Annotated in this window: 16 protein-coding genes; 3 read left to right on the top strand and 13 right to left on the bottom strand. The window is 49.9% G+C overall.

The genetic code is table 11. The annotated features are described in order from the left end of the window. Window positions 1–30: 30 nt before the first annotated feature. The 6 genes from M3630_RS17725 to M3630_RS17700 form a co-directional block, all read right to left on the bottom strand. Entirely contained in the window at window positions 31–381 is a 351-nt protein-coding gene (locus tag M3630_RS17725; RefSeq protein WP_173609883.1) for a hypothetical protein, read from the bottom strand. A 47-nt stretch (window positions 382–428) separates the two neighbouring features. Further along, window positions 429–656, bottom strand: coding sequence for a hypothetical protein (locus tag M3630_RS17720; protein WP_173609882.1), 228 nt, complete (start codon window positions 654–656; stop codon window positions 429–431). A 28-nt stretch (window positions 657–684) separates the two neighbouring features. After that, window positions 685–1,866 (bottom strand): Ger(x)C family spore germination protein, encoded by a 1,182-nt coding sequence (locus tag M3630_RS17715; RefSeq protein ID WP_221867797.1) that lies wholly within the window; start codon window positions 1,864–1,866, stop codon window positions 685–687. A gap of 35 nt (window positions 1,867–1,901) precedes the next feature. Continuing rightward, window positions 1,902–3,410, bottom strand: coding sequence for a spore germination protein (locus M3630_RS17710; protein WP_173609880.1), 1,509 nt, complete (start codon window positions 3,408–3,410; stop codon window positions 1,902–1,904). Window positions 3,411–3,551: 141 nt separating this feature from the next. Further along, window positions 3,552–4,196 (bottom strand): SurA N-terminal domain-containing protein, encoded by a 645-nt coding sequence (locus tag M3630_RS17705; RefSeq protein WP_173609879.1) that lies wholly within the window; start codon window positions 4,194–4,196, stop codon window positions 3,552–3,554. Between the two features lie 109 nt (window positions 4,197–4,305). Beyond that, entirely contained in the window at window positions 4,306–4,725 is a 420-nt protein-coding gene (locus tag M3630_RS17700; RefSeq protein ID WP_173609878.1) for a hypothetical protein, read from the bottom strand. Between the two features lie 218 nt (window positions 4,726–4,943). Here M3630_RS17700 and M3630_RS17695 point away from each other — a divergent pair, with 218 nt between their 5' ends. Then, entirely contained in the window at window positions 4,944–5,687 is a 744-nt protein-coding gene (locus M3630_RS17695; RefSeq protein WP_251252933.1) for an ABC transporter ATP-binding protein, read from the top strand. Continuing rightward, window positions 5,684–6,823 carry an ABC transporter permease gene (locus M3630_RS17690; protein ID WP_251252932.1) on the top strand — a complete coding sequence of 380 codons (1,140 nt, stop codon included), beginning with the start codon at window positions 5,684–5,686 and terminating at the stop codon, window positions 6,821–6,823. The genes M3630_RS17695 and M3630_RS17690 overlap by 4 nt, the downstream gene beginning before the upstream one ends. Window positions 6,824–7,146: 323 nt before the next feature. On the opposite strand, the gene M3630_RS17685 is transcribed toward M3630_RS17690, so the two are convergent. Both M3630_RS17685 and M3630_RS17680 read right to left on the bottom strand, forming a co-directional pair. After that, the gene (locus M3630_RS17685) at window positions 7,147–8,871 is read right to left on the bottom strand and encodes a methyl-accepting chemotaxis protein (protein WP_251252931.1); all 1,725 of its coding nucleotides are present in this window, start codon (window positions 8,869–8,871) and stop codon (window positions 7,147–7,149) included. A gap of 113 nt (window positions 8,872–8,984) precedes the next feature. Next, window positions 8,985–9,749 carry a class I SAM-dependent methyltransferase gene (locus M3630_RS17680; RefSeq protein ID WP_251252930.1) on the bottom strand — a complete coding sequence of 255 codons (765 nt, stop codon included), beginning with the start codon at window positions 9,747–9,749 and terminating at the stop codon, window positions 8,985–8,987. Between the two features lie 292 nt (window positions 9,750–10,041). Here M3630_RS17680 and M3630_RS17675 point away from each other — a divergent pair, with 292 nt between their 5' ends. Further along, window positions 10,042–12,171 (top strand): multicopper oxidase family protein, encoded by a 2,130-nt coding sequence (locus tag M3630_RS17675; RefSeq protein ID WP_251252929.1) that lies wholly within the window; start codon window positions 10,042–10,044, stop codon window positions 12,169–12,171. Window positions 12,172–12,227: 56 nt separating this feature from the next. Here the strand turns inward: M3630_RS17675 and M3630_RS17670 are convergent, their stop codons facing one another. The 5 genes from M3630_RS17670 to M3630_RS17650 are packed head-to-tail and all read right to left on the bottom strand — an operon-like array spanning window position 12,228 to window position 20,559. Beyond that, on the bottom strand, window positions 12,228–15,071 hold the full coding sequence (locus M3630_RS17670) for a VWA domain-containing protein (RefSeq protein ID WP_251252928.1): 2,844 nt from the start codon (window positions 15,069–15,071) through the stop codon (window positions 12,228–12,230). Next, entirely contained in the window at window positions 15,061–16,935 is a 1,875-nt protein-coding gene (locus tag M3630_RS17665; protein WP_251252927.1) for a vWA domain-containing protein, read from the bottom strand. The genes M3630_RS17670 and M3630_RS17665 overlap by 11 nt, the downstream gene beginning before the upstream one ends. 16 nt (window positions 16,936–16,951) lie before the next feature. Further along, window positions 16,952–17,833 carry a DUF58 domain-containing protein gene (locus M3630_RS17660; RefSeq protein WP_173609870.1) on the bottom strand — a complete coding sequence of 294 codons (882 nt, stop codon included), beginning with the start codon at window positions 17,831–17,833 and terminating at the stop codon, window positions 16,952–16,954. Next, window positions 17,830–18,813, bottom strand: coding sequence for an AAA family ATPase (locus M3630_RS17655; RefSeq protein WP_173609869.1), 984 nt, complete (start codon window positions 18,811–18,813; stop codon window positions 17,830–17,832). Before M3630_RS17655 ends, M3630_RS17660 begins: the two co-directional genes overlap by 4 nt. Before the next feature lie 30 nt (window positions 18,814–18,843). After that, entirely contained in the window at window positions 18,844–20,559 is a 1,716-nt protein-coding gene (locus M3630_RS17650; RefSeq protein WP_251252926.1) for a coiled-coil domain-containing protein, read from the bottom strand. Window position 20,560 lies beyond the last annotated feature (1 nt).

Raw genomic sequence — 20,560 nt, 5'->3', positions numbered from 1 at the left:
CCCCAAGGAGTGTGTTTGCAAGTTAAACAACTATACACTTTCCGTTCGTCCTGTGCGTATCAGCCAAACATGCTGGATATATTCTGCTACGCCATAAAATATCGCAACAAACCCGGCCCCGATTGCAGCGATTTGAGCCGTCGGGAAAAACACAATACTTCCATAAACAATCAAAAAGCCGATAATCAAGTCAAACATCGTCGTAAGCCAAAGACTCCCTGCCGTAAGGATCGCCCTATCCAAAAAATATCCGGCGACTGCCAAGACAAATCCGACTCCAACAGACTGATATAGATTAGCGAAATTCACTTCTGGAAAGAGAGCATCTGCCAAAACGACCAACAACGGACTAACGAGGAGCTTCATCAAAAGACCGTCCACGTCTATTTACTCTCCTTTACTGGGGGTGTACTCAGTATGCCCCTTGTTTACTTTAGCCATGTCATGACACCGTCGTATACAGGCTTGTAAACCATTTCCACCCAATATACAGGATTGGGGACAACCCCTTTCTCGGCTCCTGCGTACAAGCCAACACTGATGACAAGCAACCCGAGAAAGACAGCAATCTCTTTGCGCTGCCGCTTCCGAATCAATCGGGGCAGCTCATATGCACAAACCATTATAGATACAACGATGACAGCAAATGTCGACATACAAACTCCCCCTGCCCCTGTCACACAATCACTTTTCTTCAAAGGCATTATTGATGGTTCCTAAACGTCTGATTTTCACATCGGCAACCACATGTACCGGCAGCTTGGCAAATTCCTTTTCCCAATTCGCCCCTATCTTCTTCCATACTTTCGGGTACGTTCGATGAATCGCTTCTCCGAATCCATATATGTCTACTCCATGCTTCTTGGCATTGGCAATTGCTTTTGTCGCCAATGCTTCCATTGATTTTTCCGCCTCTTTTTCCAGCTCCTTGATCGTATTCTCCTCTGTCAGATCGAGCTTGCATTGCACTTCGCCAATATCATTTTCCAAACCGATATGAACGATGACTTCAGGCGCGCCATTTTTCATGGTAGCCTCGATTTTTGCGTCAGCGTGCATGACTTCCATTGTCAAGAGCCCTCCCCCCTTGCAAGGCATACTCCCGACGGTGCTTTTTACTTTGCCTGTAATGTAACTATAGGCTTTGCTGTCCGCTTCACTCAGCCAGTTGATCATCTTGTCCCCCCGGAAAGTAGCCAATGTCGTATATTGGAGAAGCACGGGGGTATCTATTTGCTCGACATTATTCCGTTGGTCACCCTCCCTTGCAGATCCGGTTAGTCGCACGCCTGTTAACACCGCTTGTTTCCCTTTGATGGTAAAGTCAGTAATCAATTGATCCATCGTAACCGCTGCGGTTGGCGCCCATACTTTGGAGGATGTCTCCAAAGAAGCAAACATTTCTGTAGAAGGGATTTGCTCAAGCGGTGTGATCACTCTCAGGATGTTGCGTGCCGTCGTTCCTCTGGCGATGGCAATATAAAAGTCCGTCCGAAATTCATGGTCTCGCGAGACAAAATCGACGACAGGAGCGATCCCTTCTCTCGCGACCTCCTCGCCAAATATGAGCATCCGCGTGTGGGCCATATAAATTTTCCGTGGAGAGATCGTAGTCATTTTCCGCACAGCCTCAAAAATCGTCGGAGCCTTCATGGTAAAGAGAGTAACAGGCGCACGTCCAGGCTTTCCCTTGTTGGCCGCGACCTCTGCAGGGTCTACTACCTGAACCGAAACTTGATAGCCTCCTTGCACTTTATCAATGCCGATCCCAACCGCAATCGCCAAATCGTTCAGTTCTTTTCGATCCCAACAACCAGCTAGGATAATAACGAGCACGATGCAGAGAAGAACTTTTATCCCTTTCACTGGTGCCCACTCCTTTCCATGCTGTGGAAAACCTCTTACTTCTGCGGTGGTAATGGCTTTATCCCTTTAGATTGGCGGCGCAAATTGTTTTTGGTAATCGATTCAGGCCGTTTGTCCAAGGCCCAGCGAGGCAAGCGAAAAATCGTGTCTCTTTGCTCTTTCAGGGAAAAGGGAGCAAACGATTCCATATACGGTACGCCAAACGAGCGCAGACTGCATAAATGCAACACCAAGGCCAGCATCCCTACAATGATTCCGTATATGCCAAAAGAAGCAGCCAGCACCATCAGGGGAAAACGAAGAATCCTCACGGTAATCGACATATTGCTCGCTGGGAAAATAAAGCTGGATATCGCGGTAATCGAGACCACAATGACCATCGCTGCCGATACAATCCCCGCTTCCACCGCTGCTTGTCCAATGACGAGCGTTCCCACGATAGAAATGGCTTGCCCTACCGCACGTGGCATGCGGATTCCAGCCTCTCGCAATATCTCAAAAGCGACTTCCATCATGATCGCCTCAATGAAGGCTGGGAAGGGTACTCCTTCTCGCTGTGCCGCCAAGCTGATCAGAAGCTGTGTCGGGAGCATCTCTTGGTGAAAGGTCGTAATGGCGATATAGAGGGAGGGAGCAAGCAACGCTATTAAAAAACAAGCAAATCGCAGCATGCGAATCAACGTACTAAAATCAAAACGCTGATAGTAGTCTTCCGCTGAATGGAAAAATTCCACAAAGAGAGAGGGCACGGTCAAAACAAATGGAGTCCCATCTACAAGAATCGCTACGCGCCCCTCTAATAGATTTGCGGCCACTACATCAGGGCGCTCCGAGTTAGAGATAGTAGGGAAAGGTGTGTAAGCTTCGTCCTGGATCAGCTCCTCAATCATGCCACTTTCCATGATGCCATCGATGCTGATTCGATCCAGTCTATTACGGACCTCTTCTACAACACCTTCTTCCACAATCCCTTTCATATACACAATCGCGACTTCTGTCTTGGTTTCCTCGCCGATTCTGTTAATTTCAATCCATAGCTTTTCACTGGAAATCCGCCTCCGCAGTAGCGTAATATTCGTGCGAAGTGTCTCCGTGAAGCTTTCTCGTGGACCACGAATGACGGTTTGCGATGACGGCTCGGTGACCCCTCTATCCTTCCACTCCTGCAAACCAATATGAATTCCTTGCGAGCAGCCATCCACGAGAATGATGACACAGCCAGACAACAAAGCTGTAAACAAGGTGGGAAAATCGTATAAATCCCCCATATCCCCTACAGTCAGGATGGATTCTTTTAAAAAGGGAACAAACGCGTCTTCGCGTATTCCTTCCCATTCCTTCAGGCGCATTTTGTATAAGAGGCTGTCGATTAATACGGCTTGTACCAGATACGAATCAACCATACCGTCCGCATACATGACAGCTGCCCGAACAGGTTCCAGGCTATCTAGGACTACCTCTCGAATCACGATGTCATTGCTGTATCCGAGCGATTCTTTTATATAGTGAACGTTGTCGTCTAGGCTGCAACCAATCTGAGCCATTCGGATTGCTCCTCACATCGGCAATTATGAACACAGTTTCTCCGATTGCTCTCATTACTAAACAAACGTTCATGACCGTTTTCACAGAAAAAGACCTCGCACTCATGTAAGAGGACAAGGTCTTTTGGTATATGTTCTACACTATGGAGCAGGTGTTTGTGCTTCCCCTGGCACTGCAGCATCGTCAAAGGACGGGTCGTGCCAATCTACTTTGTGTTTTTCCTGAAGCGTATTTAACCAGGTGCCGTAGTTCTGACTGCGATTTTGGTCAGTCAGCATCATCTTGATATGATCTTTAACTTTATCAAACTCAGGTGTCGGTGACCCCAGCTGTGCTTTATTTGTATTGTAGTAGGTTTTGATTTGCTCCTCGGTAACCGGGAATGCTTTATCCAACAACTTATCCCGTGTCATGAGCACGTTCAACTTATCCCGTAGCTGGGCCTCGGTCATTCCCATACTCTTCAAGTAGTTTTGGAATGCCTCAGGTGAACCTACCTGTTGTTTCATCGAATCAATCTCTTTATTCATATCTTCTTGCGTCACCGCGACGTTTTGCGCCTTGGCTTCCTGCTTGATTAACGCTTCCGCAACAAGTTCATGTATCGTTTGTTTTCCGTACGTTTTCTTCATTTCACCGTAAAGCTGATTTTGTGTAATCGAGGTATCGCCAGCCGTTACCAATACAGGGTCATTGCCTTTTGCCCATGATTGATAAAAACCTAATACAGCTAACCCCGTTAATAATATGGCAACCGAAAGCATGGAAATATCAAACTTCTTCACTTGGATATCCTCTCTTTCTATAATCTGCCCTCCAAGTATAGAAAGAAGTTATGGTAGAAAAATGGAAAGCGTATTACACAACTTTTCCACATTCTAAACATATTATGCGCTACATAAAAAATCGGGTAAAAAAAGAGGAGAGAACGGAGGCGATGACAGGACCTAAAACTGCCCAAACCTGTAAAAAGCGTTCTTGTTTTCTGTCTTTTTCTACTTCCATAAACTGAGCAAGTGCTTCCTTATCCCGATTTTCATTTGACAGTAGTTGCAAGATAATGTCTTTGTCTTTTTCCGTCTTCTCTGCTTTCGTTTCCAACTCAGTCTGCAGCTTGTTCAAAACTTGCAGTACATCATAACGCACATCCTCCATGCGTCCCAACCGATGTTCAATTCGTTCCAACCACTTCGTGACGACTATCATTTGTCCCTCAAGCTGATCGATTCGTTCTTCGAATTTGTCTAATTTCAAATAGATTCGTTGGATATGCTGATCTATATCTTTCTGATTTTCATATGGTCCCGCTGTCATAGATTCCACCTCCCCCGTCCGTCCTTTATACTACTTGTTTATGTAGCGGAGAGGAGCATTGCTTGTACGGTTATCCCGCTTTGTTCAGTCTCGTGTAAAAAAAGGCGGCAAACAAATGTATTTCCAAATCCTGAATTCAGCTAAAATAGATGAAAGACTATCTAGCATTTCTCTCAAATAAACGGGGACAAAACCGTTTATTCATAAAGGAGGATACCATGACAACCTTGTTGGAGGTAAAAGGGGTAACGGGTGGGTACTCTTACAACCACGCTGTAATCAAAGACGTCTCCTTTCACATACGCGAAAAAGAAATCGTGGCCCTAATCGGGCTGAATGGCGCAGGCAAAAGCACGACAATCAAGCATATTTTAGGACTCTTGGAGCCCACCTCAGGTGAAATCAGCATTGCAGGGAAGACCTTTCAATCGGACCCCGAAAACTATCGTTTGTCTTACGGGTATATTCCCGAGTCTCCCATTTATTACGAAGAGCTTACGCTATGGGAGCATATCGAGTTAATGGCCATGAGTCACGGGCTGGATCAGGAAGTTTTTTATGAACGGGCACGTCCTCTCTTAAAAGAATTCCGCATGGAGGAAATGAAAGACCGATTTCCTCAGCAGTTTTCCAAAGGGATGCGCCAAAAGCTCATGATCATGATGGCGTTGCTCGTACAACCGCCTCTGTACATCGTGGATGAACCGATCCTGGGTCTGGACCCTCTGGGGATTCGTTCTCTTCTCACGTGGTTGAACCGTTGCAAGGAGCAGGGGGCTGGCATTCTCATGTCTACCCATATTTTGGCGACCGCCGAGAAGCATTGTGACCGATTCATCATTTTGCACAAAGGCGAGATTAGAGCCCAAGGAACGCTTGAGGAGCTTCGGCGTATAACAGGGCTCCCGGATAGCTCCTTGGACGACATATACTTGCATATCGTAGAGGATGACGGCCAGTGAAAATAGACGTAGATCAATTATTTCGCAAACGGTTCCATGCCTTTTCCGTAGAATTCATTCGGTATGCCCAGTACATGGCGAATGGCGGTTTGGCGTTCGTCGGAATCTTTTTGATGGGGTTGCTCGCCTTCTACTACCGTAGCATCATCGCAATGATTCCAGCCTGGTTCCCTTTACCGTATGCCATGGCGCTCGTGATTGCAATCGTCGTGGTGAGAAGCCCCCTGCGCACGTTTTTGTTGGAAGCGGATTTGCTTTTTTTGACCCCGCATGAAGTAAGACTGGATCGCTATTTCCGCAAGGCGCTTGTTTACAATTTTGCGATCCAGAGCATGGTAGTGTTTATCGTCCTGCTCCTGCTCATGCCTATGTATACAGGGGTCGTAGGCGCTCAAGGCGTGCAGCTGTGGGTTTATTGGGGCATTCCCCTGCTCTTGAAGGGCTGGAATATTTACAGCAATTGGACGTTCTTACGTGTGCCAGATCAGAAGAAGATCGGATTCTACACACTCGCTCGATTTGTCTTTTCGTACATCCTCCTCGCTTGGGTATTAAGTGAAGGACATTTCTTGCGCGTAGGTCCTATCCCATTTGGCGTTCTGATCTGCGCTGCGCTTTTGATCTGGCTCCATTCACGAATGTTGACCTACAAGAAAAAACATTCTCTACAATGGTATCGCCTGCTGGCCATCGAAAGCGGCTTGCGTCACCGCTTTTATCAGTTTGTGAACAACTTCAGGGATGTCCCTGCCATGCAGCACCAAGTGAAGTCACGCTCATGGCTTATTACCCTGACGAAGCTGCTGCCTTATCGTCAATCAACAGCAGGACATCATTTGTTTACCAAAAAGTTTATTCGCTCTGGTGACTTTGCGGGCATTTATTTCAGACTCCTCCTGCTGTCAGGCTTCGTCGTTCTCATATTGCCCGGTCCATATGCAAAAATCATTGCTGGCCTGCTCTTTCTCTTCATGACTGCCAGCCAGATTGGTAGCCTTTGGCGGCATCAGCAAAAGCGCAACGGGTATTCAATCTTTCCGATTCGGGATGGGCAGATGAGACATGCTTTTAGCTGGCTGCGTATGGTTCTTTTGGGTTTTCAGGGTGCAGTTCTTGTGCTCATTGGAATTTTGTAGTGTAAGCTTGCCGTTACATGAAAAGCCGCGTGGAAGAAGCGCATTTCCAGTCCAAGCGCCTCTGGAGCCCGACAAAGCGAAGGGCTGAATGGAGGGAGTGCTTTTAGCTTCAACTCTGCGAATTCCTCATCGAAACTTCTACTTTTGAAGCGGCTCCCGCCATTAAGCCCGGAGCGGACAGTCTTCACCCCTTGTGGGGCGGAGGCCGAAGCGTAGACTGGAAATGCGCTTCTTCCCCCACTACAGCCACAAAAAAACAGCTCTTCCCGGCATCATCCTGCCAGTAGAAGAGCTGTTTTTTATTTTTTGATAAAGTAATTCATCTACAATCGGAACGTATCCACCTTGCTGCGCAACTCCTGAATGCTGTTTGTCACCTGCTCCGTTTCAGACACGAACTGATCAACGTTTCCACTGACCTCATGCATCGTAGCAGATACTTCTTCGGTGGCTGCTGCTGTTTGTTCCGAGATGGCAGTAACCGTCAACACGGATTCATTCACCTTGTTCTGACCTTGCTTCATCGTCTCTACACTTGCCATCACATTCGCAAGCGACGTCTTCAAGGTATGCGTCATGTCAGACAGCGCCGTAATGCCTTGTGTGACGGAATCCAAACGCTCTGTACCCGCATTGTAGCGATCCAGCGTCGCATTTGTCTTTTCCGTCGCTTGTCTTACCTGATCTTGAATGTCTTTGATGCTCTCCTGAATGACATGAGTTGCCGCACCTGTCTGTTCAGCCAGCTTGCGAACTTCCCCCGCTACCACAGCGAAGCCTCTGCCCGCTTCGCCAGCACGCGCGCTCTCGATGGCTGCATTCAACGCCAACAGATTGGTTTGTCCGGCGATTTGCTGAATCGTTTCAATCACGTCGTTAATTCGGCTCGATTTTTCTTCGAGAATCGCCATCGTATTTTGCACTTCATGAAATTGTTTGTTCGTTTCGGTTCCATCTGCCAAAAACTCTTGCAATACTTTATAGCTGCTCTCTCCGATATCAGACACACGATTGGATACTGCATCCATCTCGTCAATCGCCGTATTCAATTCAGACAGCTCGCTCAAGAATTCTTGAACCGTTTGCACTGTCATCTCCATCGCGGTTGCTGTCTGCTCATTCCCTTGGGCAATCTCTTGGCTGGTGACCACGATGTTTTTGTTTTGCTCGCGGACAGAGTTGGCACCTTCCCGAATGGAATTCGCCATGCTGTCGATATGCTCCGTTGTCTCTTTTACTCCACCAATGATTTGACGCAGTTGTGCCGTCATCTCACCAAAAGCAACGACAATTCGGCCAATCTCGTCTTTTTTGTTGGAAACAGAAATCTCTGTAGACGTGAGATCACCGGAAGCAATCCGCATAGACGCCTCTTGTACAACTTGCAGTGGACGAAGCATCTTTTTGATCAGGAAGAATACAGCAACCAAAGAAATGATCGTTACGATAATCATAGCGATAATGATGCGTGGCATGGTTTCATCCAAAACCTGATCATTAATCAGCTCTACTTTGTCTGCCGCAGTATCTACACCTAGCACAGCAATTACTTGACCAGATGGATCTTCAATCGGTACGAATGCACTTAGGTAGTCCCCGTACACAGGGTCTTTGACGATTGGCGTGCTGTTCGAACCGCCTGCCAGAGCAGGAGCAATATCAGCCATGCCTGTAGAGGTCGTCTCTTGACCGATTGTAGCTGCTCCCTCAGCTCCTTTCGCCGTTCCATCCACCATGATCTTTACTTTTTCACCGTCTGTATGAAGAATATAAACATAAAGGGCACCTGTTTTTTCGGTGTACTCAAGCAACAAATTTCGGATTGACCAGTAGTCGTCAGATTCTTGTGGCTGAGATATAAATTTCGCTATCTTCTCTGAATCAAGCCCTTGGGAGATATGCAATGCTGTGTTGATGCTTGAGCGCGAGAGTGTCTTTTCAACAGTGGTTACGCTGTTTTCGTAAATCATGATAATATTAATTGCCATCATGACGGCAATGATCACCGCTACAAGAGCAACGACCCGTGTTGCCAAGCTCTTACTCATCCTGCCTCACTTCTCCTTCGCCGGTTACGATATGTGTATAAAAAAAGCACCCAAAAAGGGTGCTTTTCCTAAACACTCCCTACCAGTCTTATCGACAATCGGTAGTGATTTAATTAGGACTTTTGTTGGGCAATCACGAGAAATCGATGGGTAGGAATATCGATGTACCCGACCGCTTCGATTTTCTGGTGCAGATCGAGCAAGGCTTGAGCGTACTTTTCTACAGTAAAGTCGCGAATCTGCCATTCGATAGCCTTCAAGTAGTAAACAATGGCACCAATGTCGTAGAAACGGGAAAAGCTCATTTCCTCTTTTTGCTCCACAATCGTAAGACCAGATTCCTCCAGTTCGTTGACTGCATAGGCAAGATTCCAGTGCAAGTAATCTGGCGGAATTGGAGCGCCCAGCAATCGATTCAGCTCGAGATTGTCTTGACCTCCTACTTGCTGGGTAACAAATGTGCCCCCTGGCTTCAACAGGCGCTTCATTTCAGACGGCAAATAAGCTTCATGCCGATTGATAATCAAGTCAAGTGACTGATCCTCAAAAGGCAATATTTCTTCTCCGTCTACCGGAAACACACGAACACCCAAGGGCTCTAGTTTGGCTTTTGCCACCGCTACATTCGGCTCATAGCCTTCTGTCGCAAACGTCTCCTGAGGGAATGGCGCAAGCTTGGAAAACAGTTCTCCACCACCTGTCCCCATTTCCAGCATAGAGCGAATCCCTTGCATGTTTTTTTTCACGATGTTTACATAGTTCCAGCCAAGTGGTGCATCCCGCATCCTGCCTGTCGCAGTCAATCTAGCAAAATCCCACCCAGCGAATGGTGCCTCCACTTCCTCTTGAAAGCTTTTGATCCAATCCTTATTTTCCATGTCTGCTTCTCCTCTCGTTTATACCAGTCTGTTCGCGTCCAAACCAGACGAGGCAGGAGGAGCTCGAGCACGTTGTTACGTTTGTACAAAATCAAAGGACATGAGATAAAGTCCCCTTCCCAATATTCTGACAAAACAAAAAAGAATACCAAAATGGTAATGGATATCCTGTATGTAGATCAAGTGTACTTCTCCGACTTAAGACGGAGTGAAAATACTGCCCCGGTACGTTTGGTCCTCAGCCGTTTCTCTATATCATTAGTATCGAACAGGTAAACAGGAGGAACTGATCATGGCTGATTTTGAAGTGCTTGCCGGGATTCATCAAGGATTGTTTCTGGTCCTTCTCATCGTCATGCTGGTCCCGACAATCATGGCAAACCAACTCGTTTTCCGTCCGACGAAACGGGCTTTCATAAACAGTGCTCGCATCACCTTATGTTTTTCATGGTCGGCCCTTTTTGTATTTGCAGGTCATTTGGTGATGACGTGGGTTTTGTTTGAAGCCTTTGGCTGGCTTTACATAAAGGATACGCTGCTTGGCTTTTTACCTTTTATTTTTGTTCCATTGTTATGCAGCCTGCTCTCTACTTTTCCACGACTGTGGGAGTTGGCCGGGAAAGGGAGCAGAGAGTCGAGGCAATCAGAAGTAGATACGGATGATACCCGAATTTTGTTACAAGAGAAAAAGGTTAGGCCTGTAAAAACAAACTCCCCTGACCTAGACGACACGTTGGATGCAGAGTGGCGAGGAGACGCATCTTGCCCCGAATTGCTCGTTCCGTTGCAAGCTAGCGTCTTGGGCTGTCTGATTGCACTCTTCCTACAAGTCTTTTTTCCTGCTGTTACGTTGGAGCCGTCCATTTTGTTTCTCGCTTTGGGTGTATTATTAGCCGGTGTCTCCCTTCTTTGGATTCAGCAATCGTGGCAGCATCAATACCACTCCACTGCGGAAAACTGGGTAAAACCGCGCCGTCTGTTCCGCTTTATCCGTTTTGCCACGTTTCTTCTAATGACTGCTTTACTTGCGACGGTCTGGGGAAATCAAGCGATGATAGCGAGCCGCCTTCCCAATCATTCATCTTTGGAAGGCGAGAATCAGGACGATCACACTCTCCCCGATTTCGTTTTCCCTGTAAAGGCAAGTGCACATTCGATGCCTGCTACAGGGAAATCGAAAAGTGGCGATGTATCAACGAAATCAAAACAAGAAAACCCTGATCGAACGTTTTCGCTGACTGCACAGAAAACAACCATCCGACAAGCATCAGGCCAAACCGTAGAAGCATGGACCCTGAATGGAAAATATCCTGGACCTGAGCTGCGTATGAAGCAAGGTGAACTCGTCGAAATCACCCTGCTGAACAAGGATATCTCCGAAGGGGTAAACATCCACTGGCATGGCATGCAGACTCCCGCTAGCGATAATCGCATTGCAAAAGGAGAAAAATCTGTTTTTCGTTTTCGCGCAGAACAAACAGGAACGTATTGGTATCATTCTCATCAGCAAATTCCCGGGCAAGTAGTGAATGGGTTATTCGGTGCCCTTGTGATCGAAACAGCCGATGCCGCAACTACAGGCGTACCCGTCCGCGACATCGCCCTAATTCATCACAAGGACGAAAAGGCAGGCACGACGTTAAACGGCTCAGATACGCGAAAAATCGAATTAGTTACTCCTGGCACAACGGTTCGCCTTCGCTTTATAAACGCCGAAAATGCTCCTGTCACCTACTTGCTGCAAGGAACTCCTTTTCAGGTAGTAGCGATTGACGGAACCGAGGTCAACGAACCGAATCTGATTGCCAATCAAGCATTGCAGCCTGGGTCAGGCGGTCGATACGACATTCAGTTTACGATGCCGAATCGTCCCGTGCTATTTGCTCCAGCTGTAAACCAGCATGACAAAGGGCTGCTCTTAAGTCCAGACGGGTCCAAAGATGCTGTACCCTTGTTACACGCAGAGCTTTCCGTCTTTGACCCTGCACGTTACGGCAGTCCGACTGCCCTTCCTTTTGATCTCTCTTCCCATTTTGATCGGGAATATCAACTGATCATTGATGATCAGTACGGGTTTTATAACGGTAAATTCGAGCGATTGTCGACTGTAAATGGCGACTTGCTTCCTGATACACGGATGATGCTTGAAGAGGGTGATCTCATAAAGCTAACCTTCGTCAACCGCAGCTTTCAGGATCAATCACTGTATCTGCACGGTCATCACATGCTCATCTTGAGCCGGGACGGCAAAAAAGTTACAGGAAGTCCATGGTGGACGGACACTCTCCAGATAGCGCCAGGTGAAACCTATGAAGTTGCTTTCCGCGCGAATAATCCTGGCGTATCGATGGAAGGGAGCCTTCCTAAAGATGAATCTGCTTTTGGTATCGCAATCCCGCTCGTATATGAAGAGCAGCTCTAAAAAGAAACCAGCAGTCCGTAGCGATATTCGCCAGGCTGCTGGTTTCTTTTTATCTATTACTGAGACTTTTTTCGGTTCTTGGCCGCTAATAGTCTGTTTAGCGTTTCGTCAGGCTGTGTTTGCTTCTCCTGTTTCTCTTTGGCCTGCTCGTGCTTGACTGCTGCTGGCTTCACCCGATTTCCGGCCGTCCCTACCGGATGAATGATAGGAGCAGATACGACTTTCTGGTCATCTGTCCGCTCTTCGCGTGTCCGTCTTGTCACAGAGCGCTTCTCGCCGAGGCGAGACAATACTGCCTGTTGTTCAGAATCGGCAGAAGTGGACTTGCGCAATCTCCATAGACTAGACAGCCTTGCCCACCATTGATCCGGCAACTGCAGACGACGAATGGCGATATCGATCGGAAGTAGCAACGCCGCCAACATGAGTAACCACTCACTGATTGACTGTGTGTCCCATTTAGCGGGAAGCGTGCCACCAAAAACTTCTTCCGTTTTGGTGATCTGATTCCCTCCACCTGCACTTAGCCACTCTTGGAGTCGCTTCTCACCATCGGCATGTATTCCGTATTCGGGTGAATAGGAAACGGTCAAGCCTGTCGTTTGGCTCGCCGTGACTCGGCCTTGATTTTTTTGTGAGATCTGAATCATGTATGTCCCCGGATCAGCCGTCTCGAATTCACCCTCCATGACGACTGGCGCAACCGGCTTAAGCTTGATGATCTCTCGCTTCATCTCTTGATTGAGAACGACTGCCTCCATCTCTTGAGGCAGGCTTCCACCAGCTGGCATCGTAACCCTCACATTGCCTTTTGCGCCGTTCACGCTCGTGGTCGTCTTCCAAGCACCTTCTGTAATTTGTGGGAAAGTCCATGCCACGATTTCGTTCCACAGACGGCTGTTTCCTCCCCAAGCCACCCAGTCCGGTGACCACTTCCCTTCCAGATCACTCGTCCAGGCGACAGAACGCCCCAGACCGTACTGCCAACGGGTGAGAACCGGATCATCGTCAGCACTCATCAAGGATGATTCGGCTGTTTGCTTCGGTGTTGTTGCAATATACGCACGCACTGGAGGCAAAGCTTGCTTCAGCGCAGGCCAAGCTCCCACCCCTGTATAGCCCGGTACTTGGGGCTTCTCCACAATAAACGTGCGACTGGCTAGCGCTGTTTCTTTACTGAATATTTTCGGGATGGATTCGGCATCGTTGGCAAAGTAATATCTGCCTTTTCCTAACTCGGCAATCATCTCAAGCAACGACCTATCCGAATCATCACCCAGCGCCACTGTTGAAACGGTAATATTTTCAGCTGTCATTTGCTGTAGCAGTCCCTGGTAATCATCGTTGAGCCCAGACTGCCCATCTGTGAGCAAGATCACGTGCTTACGCTGCGTGTTCATTGCTTTTACACGTTCGTAGCCCAGCTGTAAGGCAGGGAAAATATCGGTCCCGCCATCCGCTTGAATTCTGCTGATCTGCTGTTGGATTTCATCCAGCTTCGTGACAGATTGTGGAGCCACGACATCCCATGGCGTGTCGTCAAATGCGATCACCCCGATGGTGTCTTGGGCATTCATCATGGTTGTCGCTCGTATGGCGGCTTCCCTAGCCAGTGCCATCTTATCCGCACCTCTGGCATCGGAGCTCATACTGCCCGACTTGTCGATGACCAGCTGAAGTCCGAGCGAAGGGAGCTGTTCCTTCCCTTTTAAATCCATGTGAACAGGTAAGGCCTCTTCGATTGGTGTCTGGAACCAGCCACCCATACCGAAGCTATCTTTGCCGCCTGTCATGATCAAACCAATGCCCAAATCACGTACAGCAGTCCGCATGCGTTCCATATCCGCATCAGTCATGCTGGTAGCGGGCACATCTGCCAGTACAATGGAGGCAAACTGCTTGTAACCCTCAAGCTCCTTTGGCAGCAATGCGAGATCGCGTAGCTCTACCTTGGTATTGCCCGCTTCCAGCGCTTGAATGAGGTTGGTAGCGGCACCCGGATGCCCTTCGGCTACGAGTACGACTGGTGCCCCGGCTACCTGCGTATAGGCTGTAGCTTGATTATTCGCTGCTACGGTATCTTGTCGCGGTTCAATTTCCACGCGATAACGATGGAACCCCTGCTGCATCGCTTTTTGCGAAAAAACGAAGCGGTTGTTGCCCTTGCCGATTTGTACCGTTTGCTGGCCCGCCTCGCGATTGCCTTCATACAGGCGAAGGGTTGCCTCGGTCGCTATCGTACTCTCCACATCAACGGTGATGCCGTATTCCTCTCCCGCGTACAGCCTTTGCGGCACCTGTACAGATGTAAGAACGACCTCATCCCCGTTTGGCTGCTGCAAGGAAACAGCCTCCACTGCGATTCCTCGCTCCCTCGCCAGTCTCGTCTGCCGTGCCGCATCTCCGTTTGTTTCCAGACCATCTGTCAGCAAGACGACTTTTCCTCTGGCATTGGTAGGGATCATGGCAGACGCCAATCGGATTCCTTCTGCCAAATTGGTTGCATTCCTGTTGACATCCACGCCCAAGGGCTGTACTTCTTGGCGTATCGTCAACGGTTGATCGACCGCCGCCTCCGCCCCTACTGCAATGACAGCATACTTATCCGCTGCCTGCTTTTGACCAATCGCCTCCCGCAAAAAGGAGAGAACTCGCGGATCGTCCTTCATGGAAGCAGATCGGTCTACAACAAACACAATCGTTTTCGCCTGAACAGGTGTCAGCAGCTGTGTCCCTGCCAACGCCAAAACCAGAAGGAGGAACAAGAGCGAGCGAATAGTAGCAATTGTCGCCTTTCTGCCGATTGGCATTTGCTTTTGATGTCGCCACCAGCTGATGACCACGTAGGCAACAGGAAGCAATAGCAACAGGAATAGCGGCTGTATAAAGTTAATACCCACGCTGATACACCCTCCATTCCACCAATAACACCAAGAGAGCAAACGCCGCCAACCAATAGGTCAACTCCTTCGTTCCCAGTCCTCCTGTTGTGCCAGTCGCTGTCGCTTCCTCACTCTCCTTTTGCTCTTCGGCATTCTTCCGGGCAACGCTCAAAGACTTTGGCGTAATGTTCGATTCTCCCTCATTCATTTGGACAGGAAAATACGTACTTTTGGTGCCTGTATCTACCCCTTCGTCAAGACGATACAATCCGGTCAGCTCCGGTAGCTGCATCGTTTTGGACGTGGCGTCCTCTGTAAGAGGCTGCTGGTGTCCATTCGGATACGTCAAGGTACGTGTTGTCGCTCCCGGTGAGAGTGGGATGGTCAAGACCTCTCCCGGATGGGCCATTGGGATTGGGGTTGTCTGACCAGGAGACAGCCAGTTGACGACATTTTGCATGAAGATCGGAAAAGCAGGACGCAACGGGAAGTCCGATGCATGCAAATCAAATCCGATGATGACCACTCGCCGACCGTCTATGATCCCCGCTCTGACCAGATCGACATCGCCCGCGCGTACCAATGGCTTCATACCAGGCATCTCGTCCAATGCGTATCCTTTGGCGACGTGCACATCTCGCCAATCTACGTGCTTGAGCAGCGGGTCATCGGGGGAAACTGGCCTTGGCTGTTGATCCAGTTCTTTTTCTCCAGCGAGCGGCAACCACTTTGTTTTCTTGTTCGGGGCAATCAATAAAATGTTTCCTTTTGGCAGCTCGTCTGGTACGACTCCGTCAAAAACCCACAGGTCACGCGCAGCCGCCGCTGCATCCGGTGCCTGCTGAATCGTTTCCACCTCAAGACTTCCGACTGTCTGCAATACTTGATGGAGGAAGCGATTGCCCTCTGGCGAATACAACGCTGCTTTTCCTTTCCCTGTAGCGAATGGAACACTCCACTTGACATTATCCTGGGAAAGTCCATCCTGCTCCGGTTCGATGACTGCACGATAGACGCGAGACACCGCCAGCCTCTGAAACGAAAATGTCTGGGAGCTACCTGCCCCCACCGCAAAAGAATCGGTATCCAGCAGCTTGTCTTGCTCATCAAAAACCGTTACTTTTCCTTTCGCCGTCATACTGCCATGATTGTCCACCCGCAGCAGTCCCTCTACCCCTTTTTCCGTAGGCTGGGTCACAAAAACACCGATTGCGGTATTCTCGCGGGTGCTCCCCATCTGCATGAACTGAAAGCTCCCGGAAAAAGCAGGGACTGCGCCTCCATCCAGCTTGCGTTCCCCGCTTCCGTCCCCCATCCAAACCACTCCACTGCCTGGTTCATTCTCTGCAATGGCTCCTGCCAAAGACAAGGCTGCGATTTGATCGGATGTCCCGGAAAAAGGCGCAAGCTTTTCGATGGCTTGCAAGAGCGGCTCTTTTTCTGCACTTTTGGAAACCAAAACATTCGGCTCACGCCCCGCCTCAATGAGGGTCATCGTCCGTCCGCTTCCCAGCTTCTCTACGAGTGCTTTTGCCTGTGAAACAGCTCGTTCCAGCCGCGTCTCGTTTCCTTCCTTGGCCATCATGCTCCCTGATGTATCCACGACCAAAATGGTATGGTCGGATGTGATTCCCTCAGTGGGCACAGCCGGTCGTACCAAAGCCAGCACGAGCAAGCACGCAGCGAGCAGTTGCAGCAGCAAAAGCAGGTTGCGCCGCAGCCTTTCCCACGGTTTCACCGCTTCCCAGTTTTGCAACGTGCGCTGCCACAGGAGTGTACTTGGTATGACACGATCCTCTACTTTTCGCTTGAGCAGGTAGAGGACGATGATGGCCGGGATCATCAGCGCAAACCACAAGTTGCCCAAACCCATCCACTGCATGTTGTCTCTCTCCTCTCTAGCGAATCAAGCCGGCCTGACGAAAGACATGGAAGACAATCGATTCCAGCGATTGTTCCGCCTCTACAGACACGAAGGCGATCCCTCTTCCATAAGCAAACGCGGACAGTTGTTGTTGATAATCTCGCAAGCTCTTGTGGTACTCTTCCATCAAAAGGCTGGTCAGGGATACTTCTTTTGCCTGCCCCGTCTCTGAATCGATCAACCGCAGCTCTCCTGCATACTCGGGCGCAAGCTCTTCTTTGGAGAGCACCTGGACAAGCGTGACCTCTTGTCTGGCCGCCTGCAAATACGCGATGCCTTCCGTATAGCCTGACTCGAACAAAAAGTCCGACAGCACGATGGATGTACCAGCTTTGCCGCTTACAGCACCGGGCTGGCGCATTGCCGTTTGTATATCACCTGCTCCCCCTTCTTGCAGGGAAGACAGGAAGCTGAGCAGGCGATGCGCCTGGCTCTTTCCTTGCAGACCGGTAAGTGCTGCCGTAATGCTGCTGTCAAAAGCATAGACCGACACATGATCGAGATGGCACAGGGACAAATAGCCAAGAGCCGCGGCAATCTCGATAGCACGGGCCATTTTATTCGGGTGCCCGTAGCTCATCGAACGACTGCAATCGATGTACAAGTTCACATGCAGCTCTGTTTCATCCAAGTACTTTTTCAAAAACAGCTTGCCTGAACGGGCATACGCATTCCAATCGAGCTGCCGCAAATCATCACCGGGGACATACGCCCGAAAATCTGCGAACTCCATGGAACTGCCCAGCTGTCTCGCCCTTCGCTTTCCTGCCTGGCTGCCGCTGACCGCTTTGCGACTAGCCATCTGCATTCGCTCCAGTCTGGCGAGCCATGATGGATCAAGCAGGTGTTGATTCATGCCTTCTGCGTCCCCAGTTCATCCAAAATATCCATGATGACGCGGTCCGGTCGGATGCCGTTTGCCTCTCCTTCAAAATTGAGGAAAATGCGGTGGCGCAACGCTGGCAGAGCAACTGCTGTCACGTCCTCGTACGCCAGATTGTATCGCCCGGCCAATAACGCACGTACCTTTGCCAAGGAGACAATCGCCTGCACACCACGTGGACCCGCACCGTTGCGCACATATTTGTTCACCGAAGCAATCGCCTGCTGACCCGGATGCGTCGCTAAAAGCAGCTTCACGGCGTAATCAAGTACCGCATCGGCAACCAGCACTTCTCGTGCGGCCTGTTGTATGTCAGCAATTTGTTCAGCTGAAGCCACTTTTTCCACGGTGATCACTTGGCTCGTAGTCGTTTGCCGTACGATCATTTTCAGTTCTTCTTCTGTCGGGTACGGCACGTCTATCTTCAATAAAAAGCGGTCCATTTGTGCTTCTGGCAACGGGTATGTCCCTTCCTGCTCCAGCGGGTTCTGTGTCGCGAGAACGAAGAACGGCTCTGGTAGCGGACGAGTCACTCCGCCGGCTGAAACGGTTCGCTCCTGCATGGCCTCCAACAGGGCACTTTGCGTCTTTGGCGTCGCCCGGTTGATTTCGTCAGCCAGCACGACATGAGCGAAGATCGGCCCATGTTGGAATTGGAAGGACTGCTGCCCCTTCTCGTCGACCAACAGGATGTTCGTTCCAGTAATGTCAGTCGGCATCAGGTCCGGTGTGAACTGAATCCGCTGAAACGACAGCTCGAAGGCTTGGGACAGTGTCCGAACAAGGAGCGTTTTGCCCAATCCGGGTACGCCTTCCAAAAGCGCATGTCCTCCTGCAAACACGGCCCACAGAAGCTGCTCGACCACCTCTTTTTGTCCTACCAATACCTTTCCAATTTCCTGCCTGACAAGCTCTACTCGCTGCAAGCAATCCTCTAGCGTTTGCTGCGCCATCGCCGTGTCTCCTTCCTGTTGTTGAATGATCTAAGGCTCTATTTTGCTGAAATAATCCTTCACGATCTGTTGATAATCGCCGGGAATACTGCCTTTTTCCATACTTTCGCGGGCAAATTGCTCATACTGGCCGTACACTTCCTCGTACGGCAGCGTCCCACCGGAGGAGACTTGTGTGTTTCCGCTTTGCTGCGACTGGGAAGGTCCTGACCCGAGTGAGCCCCCGACGGTATCAACGGGTCCCTTGTCTCCACCTATGCGATCTGCCGGAACGGTAACGAGCTCGTGTCTGCCTTTTCCTAACCCGGCCCCGCCGCCTTGACCGCTTCCTTGACCACCAGAGCCATTACCATTACCGCTTCCATTGCCATTTCCGTTGCCGTTGCCATTCCCTTGCCCCGAGCCATTGTTTCCATTCCCAGGCTGGTTTGCCGGGTTCGCCCCTTGATTTGGATTGGCACCTGATCCCGGAGTTGCGGCACCTGGCTGATTCCCGGATGACCCAGATGCTGGAGTCGCCTGTCCTGTTGCTGCCGTTCCTGTCCCAGCCCCACTCGCTCCAGCATTTCCTGCTTGTGCGCCTGCACTGGCAAGCGTCATTTGCGACTGATTGAGCGAGGACGCGGCATGTATAGCAGCGAGCATGGCTTGCTGAGATTGCTGGATACCCGTCATGGCTTGCATCAAGCTGTTCTCGAGCGCAGTCATCGCTTGAGGCACTTGTCCTTGGGCTGTTTGCTGGGCTGCCTCCGCCAATTGTTTGGCGATATCCTCCAGCTCCTTCGAGTCGGCAGACTCTGCCTCTTTTTTCAATTGCTCTGCTGCGCTAGCGAGTTCACGGGCGATCTCTTCCCGCTCTTTTTGCGGCATGCTTTCCATGGCTTTTGCCATTTGTGCCAGAGCCTCGGTCATCGCTTGTCTATCTTTCGCTTCCATCGCCCCAGCCAAGGCTTGTGTCCCTTCTTGATTACCCAAGCTGCGCTGGAGTGCTTGCAATGCTTTTTCTTTGCGCTGCTCGGCATCTCTGACCTTCTCCAATTGTTTCTCCGCAGCGCGCAATGCATTTTGACGTTCTGCCGGGTCGTCTGCTTTTGCCAGAGCCTTTTTTGCCTGCTCCAGCATTTCGTCCAGCTGCTTTTTCTGCGCGTCGGTTAAGCCTGTATTCTTTTTCACGTCCTGCTTGATTGCCTCTACTTCTTCCTCGACCTGCGCGATTGCTTTCTTTTCCTCTGCCATCTGGGCCAGTCGCAAGTCTTGGGGATTCGGCCAAAGAAACATTACCAGGCACACCAATAACAAACTGCTGGTAACATACACCTTTCGTTGGATCAGCGACCAAATGCGGACGCTCTCAACGATTTGCGGCAAATTTTTACGCAGATGCTGCAGGGCGTCTTCCCTCTGCATACCTGCTACCATCGACTGATTCTCCTGATTCTCCCATGCTGTGACGACTCGCTGGGCCAAACCATTACCGTCTGCCACTTGTGCACATTGGAGCCAGGTAGGGCGCATCCAAAGCGCACGCACCAGACCTGTGATGACAACAAGCACTGGCAGCACGATCACAATCCATTGGTAAAACGGAATCGGCCAGATGCGGGCAAGGAGGAGAAGCACCAGACTTGCCAATATTCCCCACAGACCATAGACCGTTAGCTGCTGTATCCATACACGCAAGCCCAGTTGCTTTCGAATGGGTGCAAGCAGTGACTTCAGCTCGTCGTTCGCTCTCGAGGTGAACATG

The sequence above is a fragment of the Brevibacillus sp. MER 51 genome, assembly GCF_023714195.1.
In the GTDB taxonomy this organism is placed as follows: domain Bacteria; phylum Bacillota; class Bacilli; order Brevibacillales; family Brevibacillaceae; genus Brevibacillus.
The sequence above is the reverse complement of the archived record's forward strand: the minus strand, read 5'-3'. Positions and strand labels throughout refer to the sequence as shown.

Bases quoted from the DNA above. Each gene is read 5' to 3' on its own strand.
- M3630_RS17720 (WP_173609882.1), bottom strand. From the start codon at position 656: ATGTCGACATTTGCTGTCATCGTTGTATCTATAATGGTTTGTGCATAT.
- M3630_RS17710 (WP_173609880.1), bottom strand. From the start codon at position 3,410: ATGGCTCAGATTGGTTGCAGCCTAGACGACAACGTTCACTATATAAAA.
- M3630_RS17700 (WP_173609878.1), bottom strand. From the start codon at position 4,725: ATGACAGCGGGACCATATGAAAATCAGAAAGATATAGATCAGCATATC.
- M3630_RS17695 (WP_251252933.1), top strand. From the start codon at position 4,944: ATGACAACCTTGTTGGAGGTAAAAGGGGTAACGGGTGGGTACTCTTAC.
- M3630_RS17685 (WP_251252931.1), bottom strand. From the start codon at position 8,871: ATGAGTAAGAGCTTGGCAACACGGGTCGTTGCTCTTGTAGCGGTGATC.
- M3630_RS17680 (WP_251252930.1), bottom strand. From the start codon at position 9,749: ATGGAAAATAAGGATTGGATCAAAAGCTTTCAAGAGGAAGTGGAGGCA.
- M3630_RS17675 (WP_251252929.1), top strand. From the start codon at position 10,042: ATGGCTGATTTTGAAGTGCTTGCCGGGATTCATCAAGGATTGTTTCTG.
- M3630_RS17665 (WP_251252927.1), bottom strand. From the start codon at position 16,935: ATGCAGTGGATGGGTTTGGGCAACTTGTGGTTTGCGCTGATGATCCCG.
- M3630_RS17660 (WP_173609870.1), bottom strand. From the start codon at position 17,833: ATGAATCAACACCTGCTTGATCCATCATGGCTCGCCAGACTGGAGCGA.
- M3630_RS17655 (WP_173609869.1), bottom strand. From the start codon at position 18,813: ATGGCGCAGCAAACGCTAGAGGATTGCTTGCAGCGAGTAGAGCTTGTC.
- M3630_RS17650 (WP_251252926.1), bottom strand. From the start codon at position 20,559: ATGTTCACCTCGAGAGCGAACGACGAGCTGAAGTCACTGCTTGCACCC.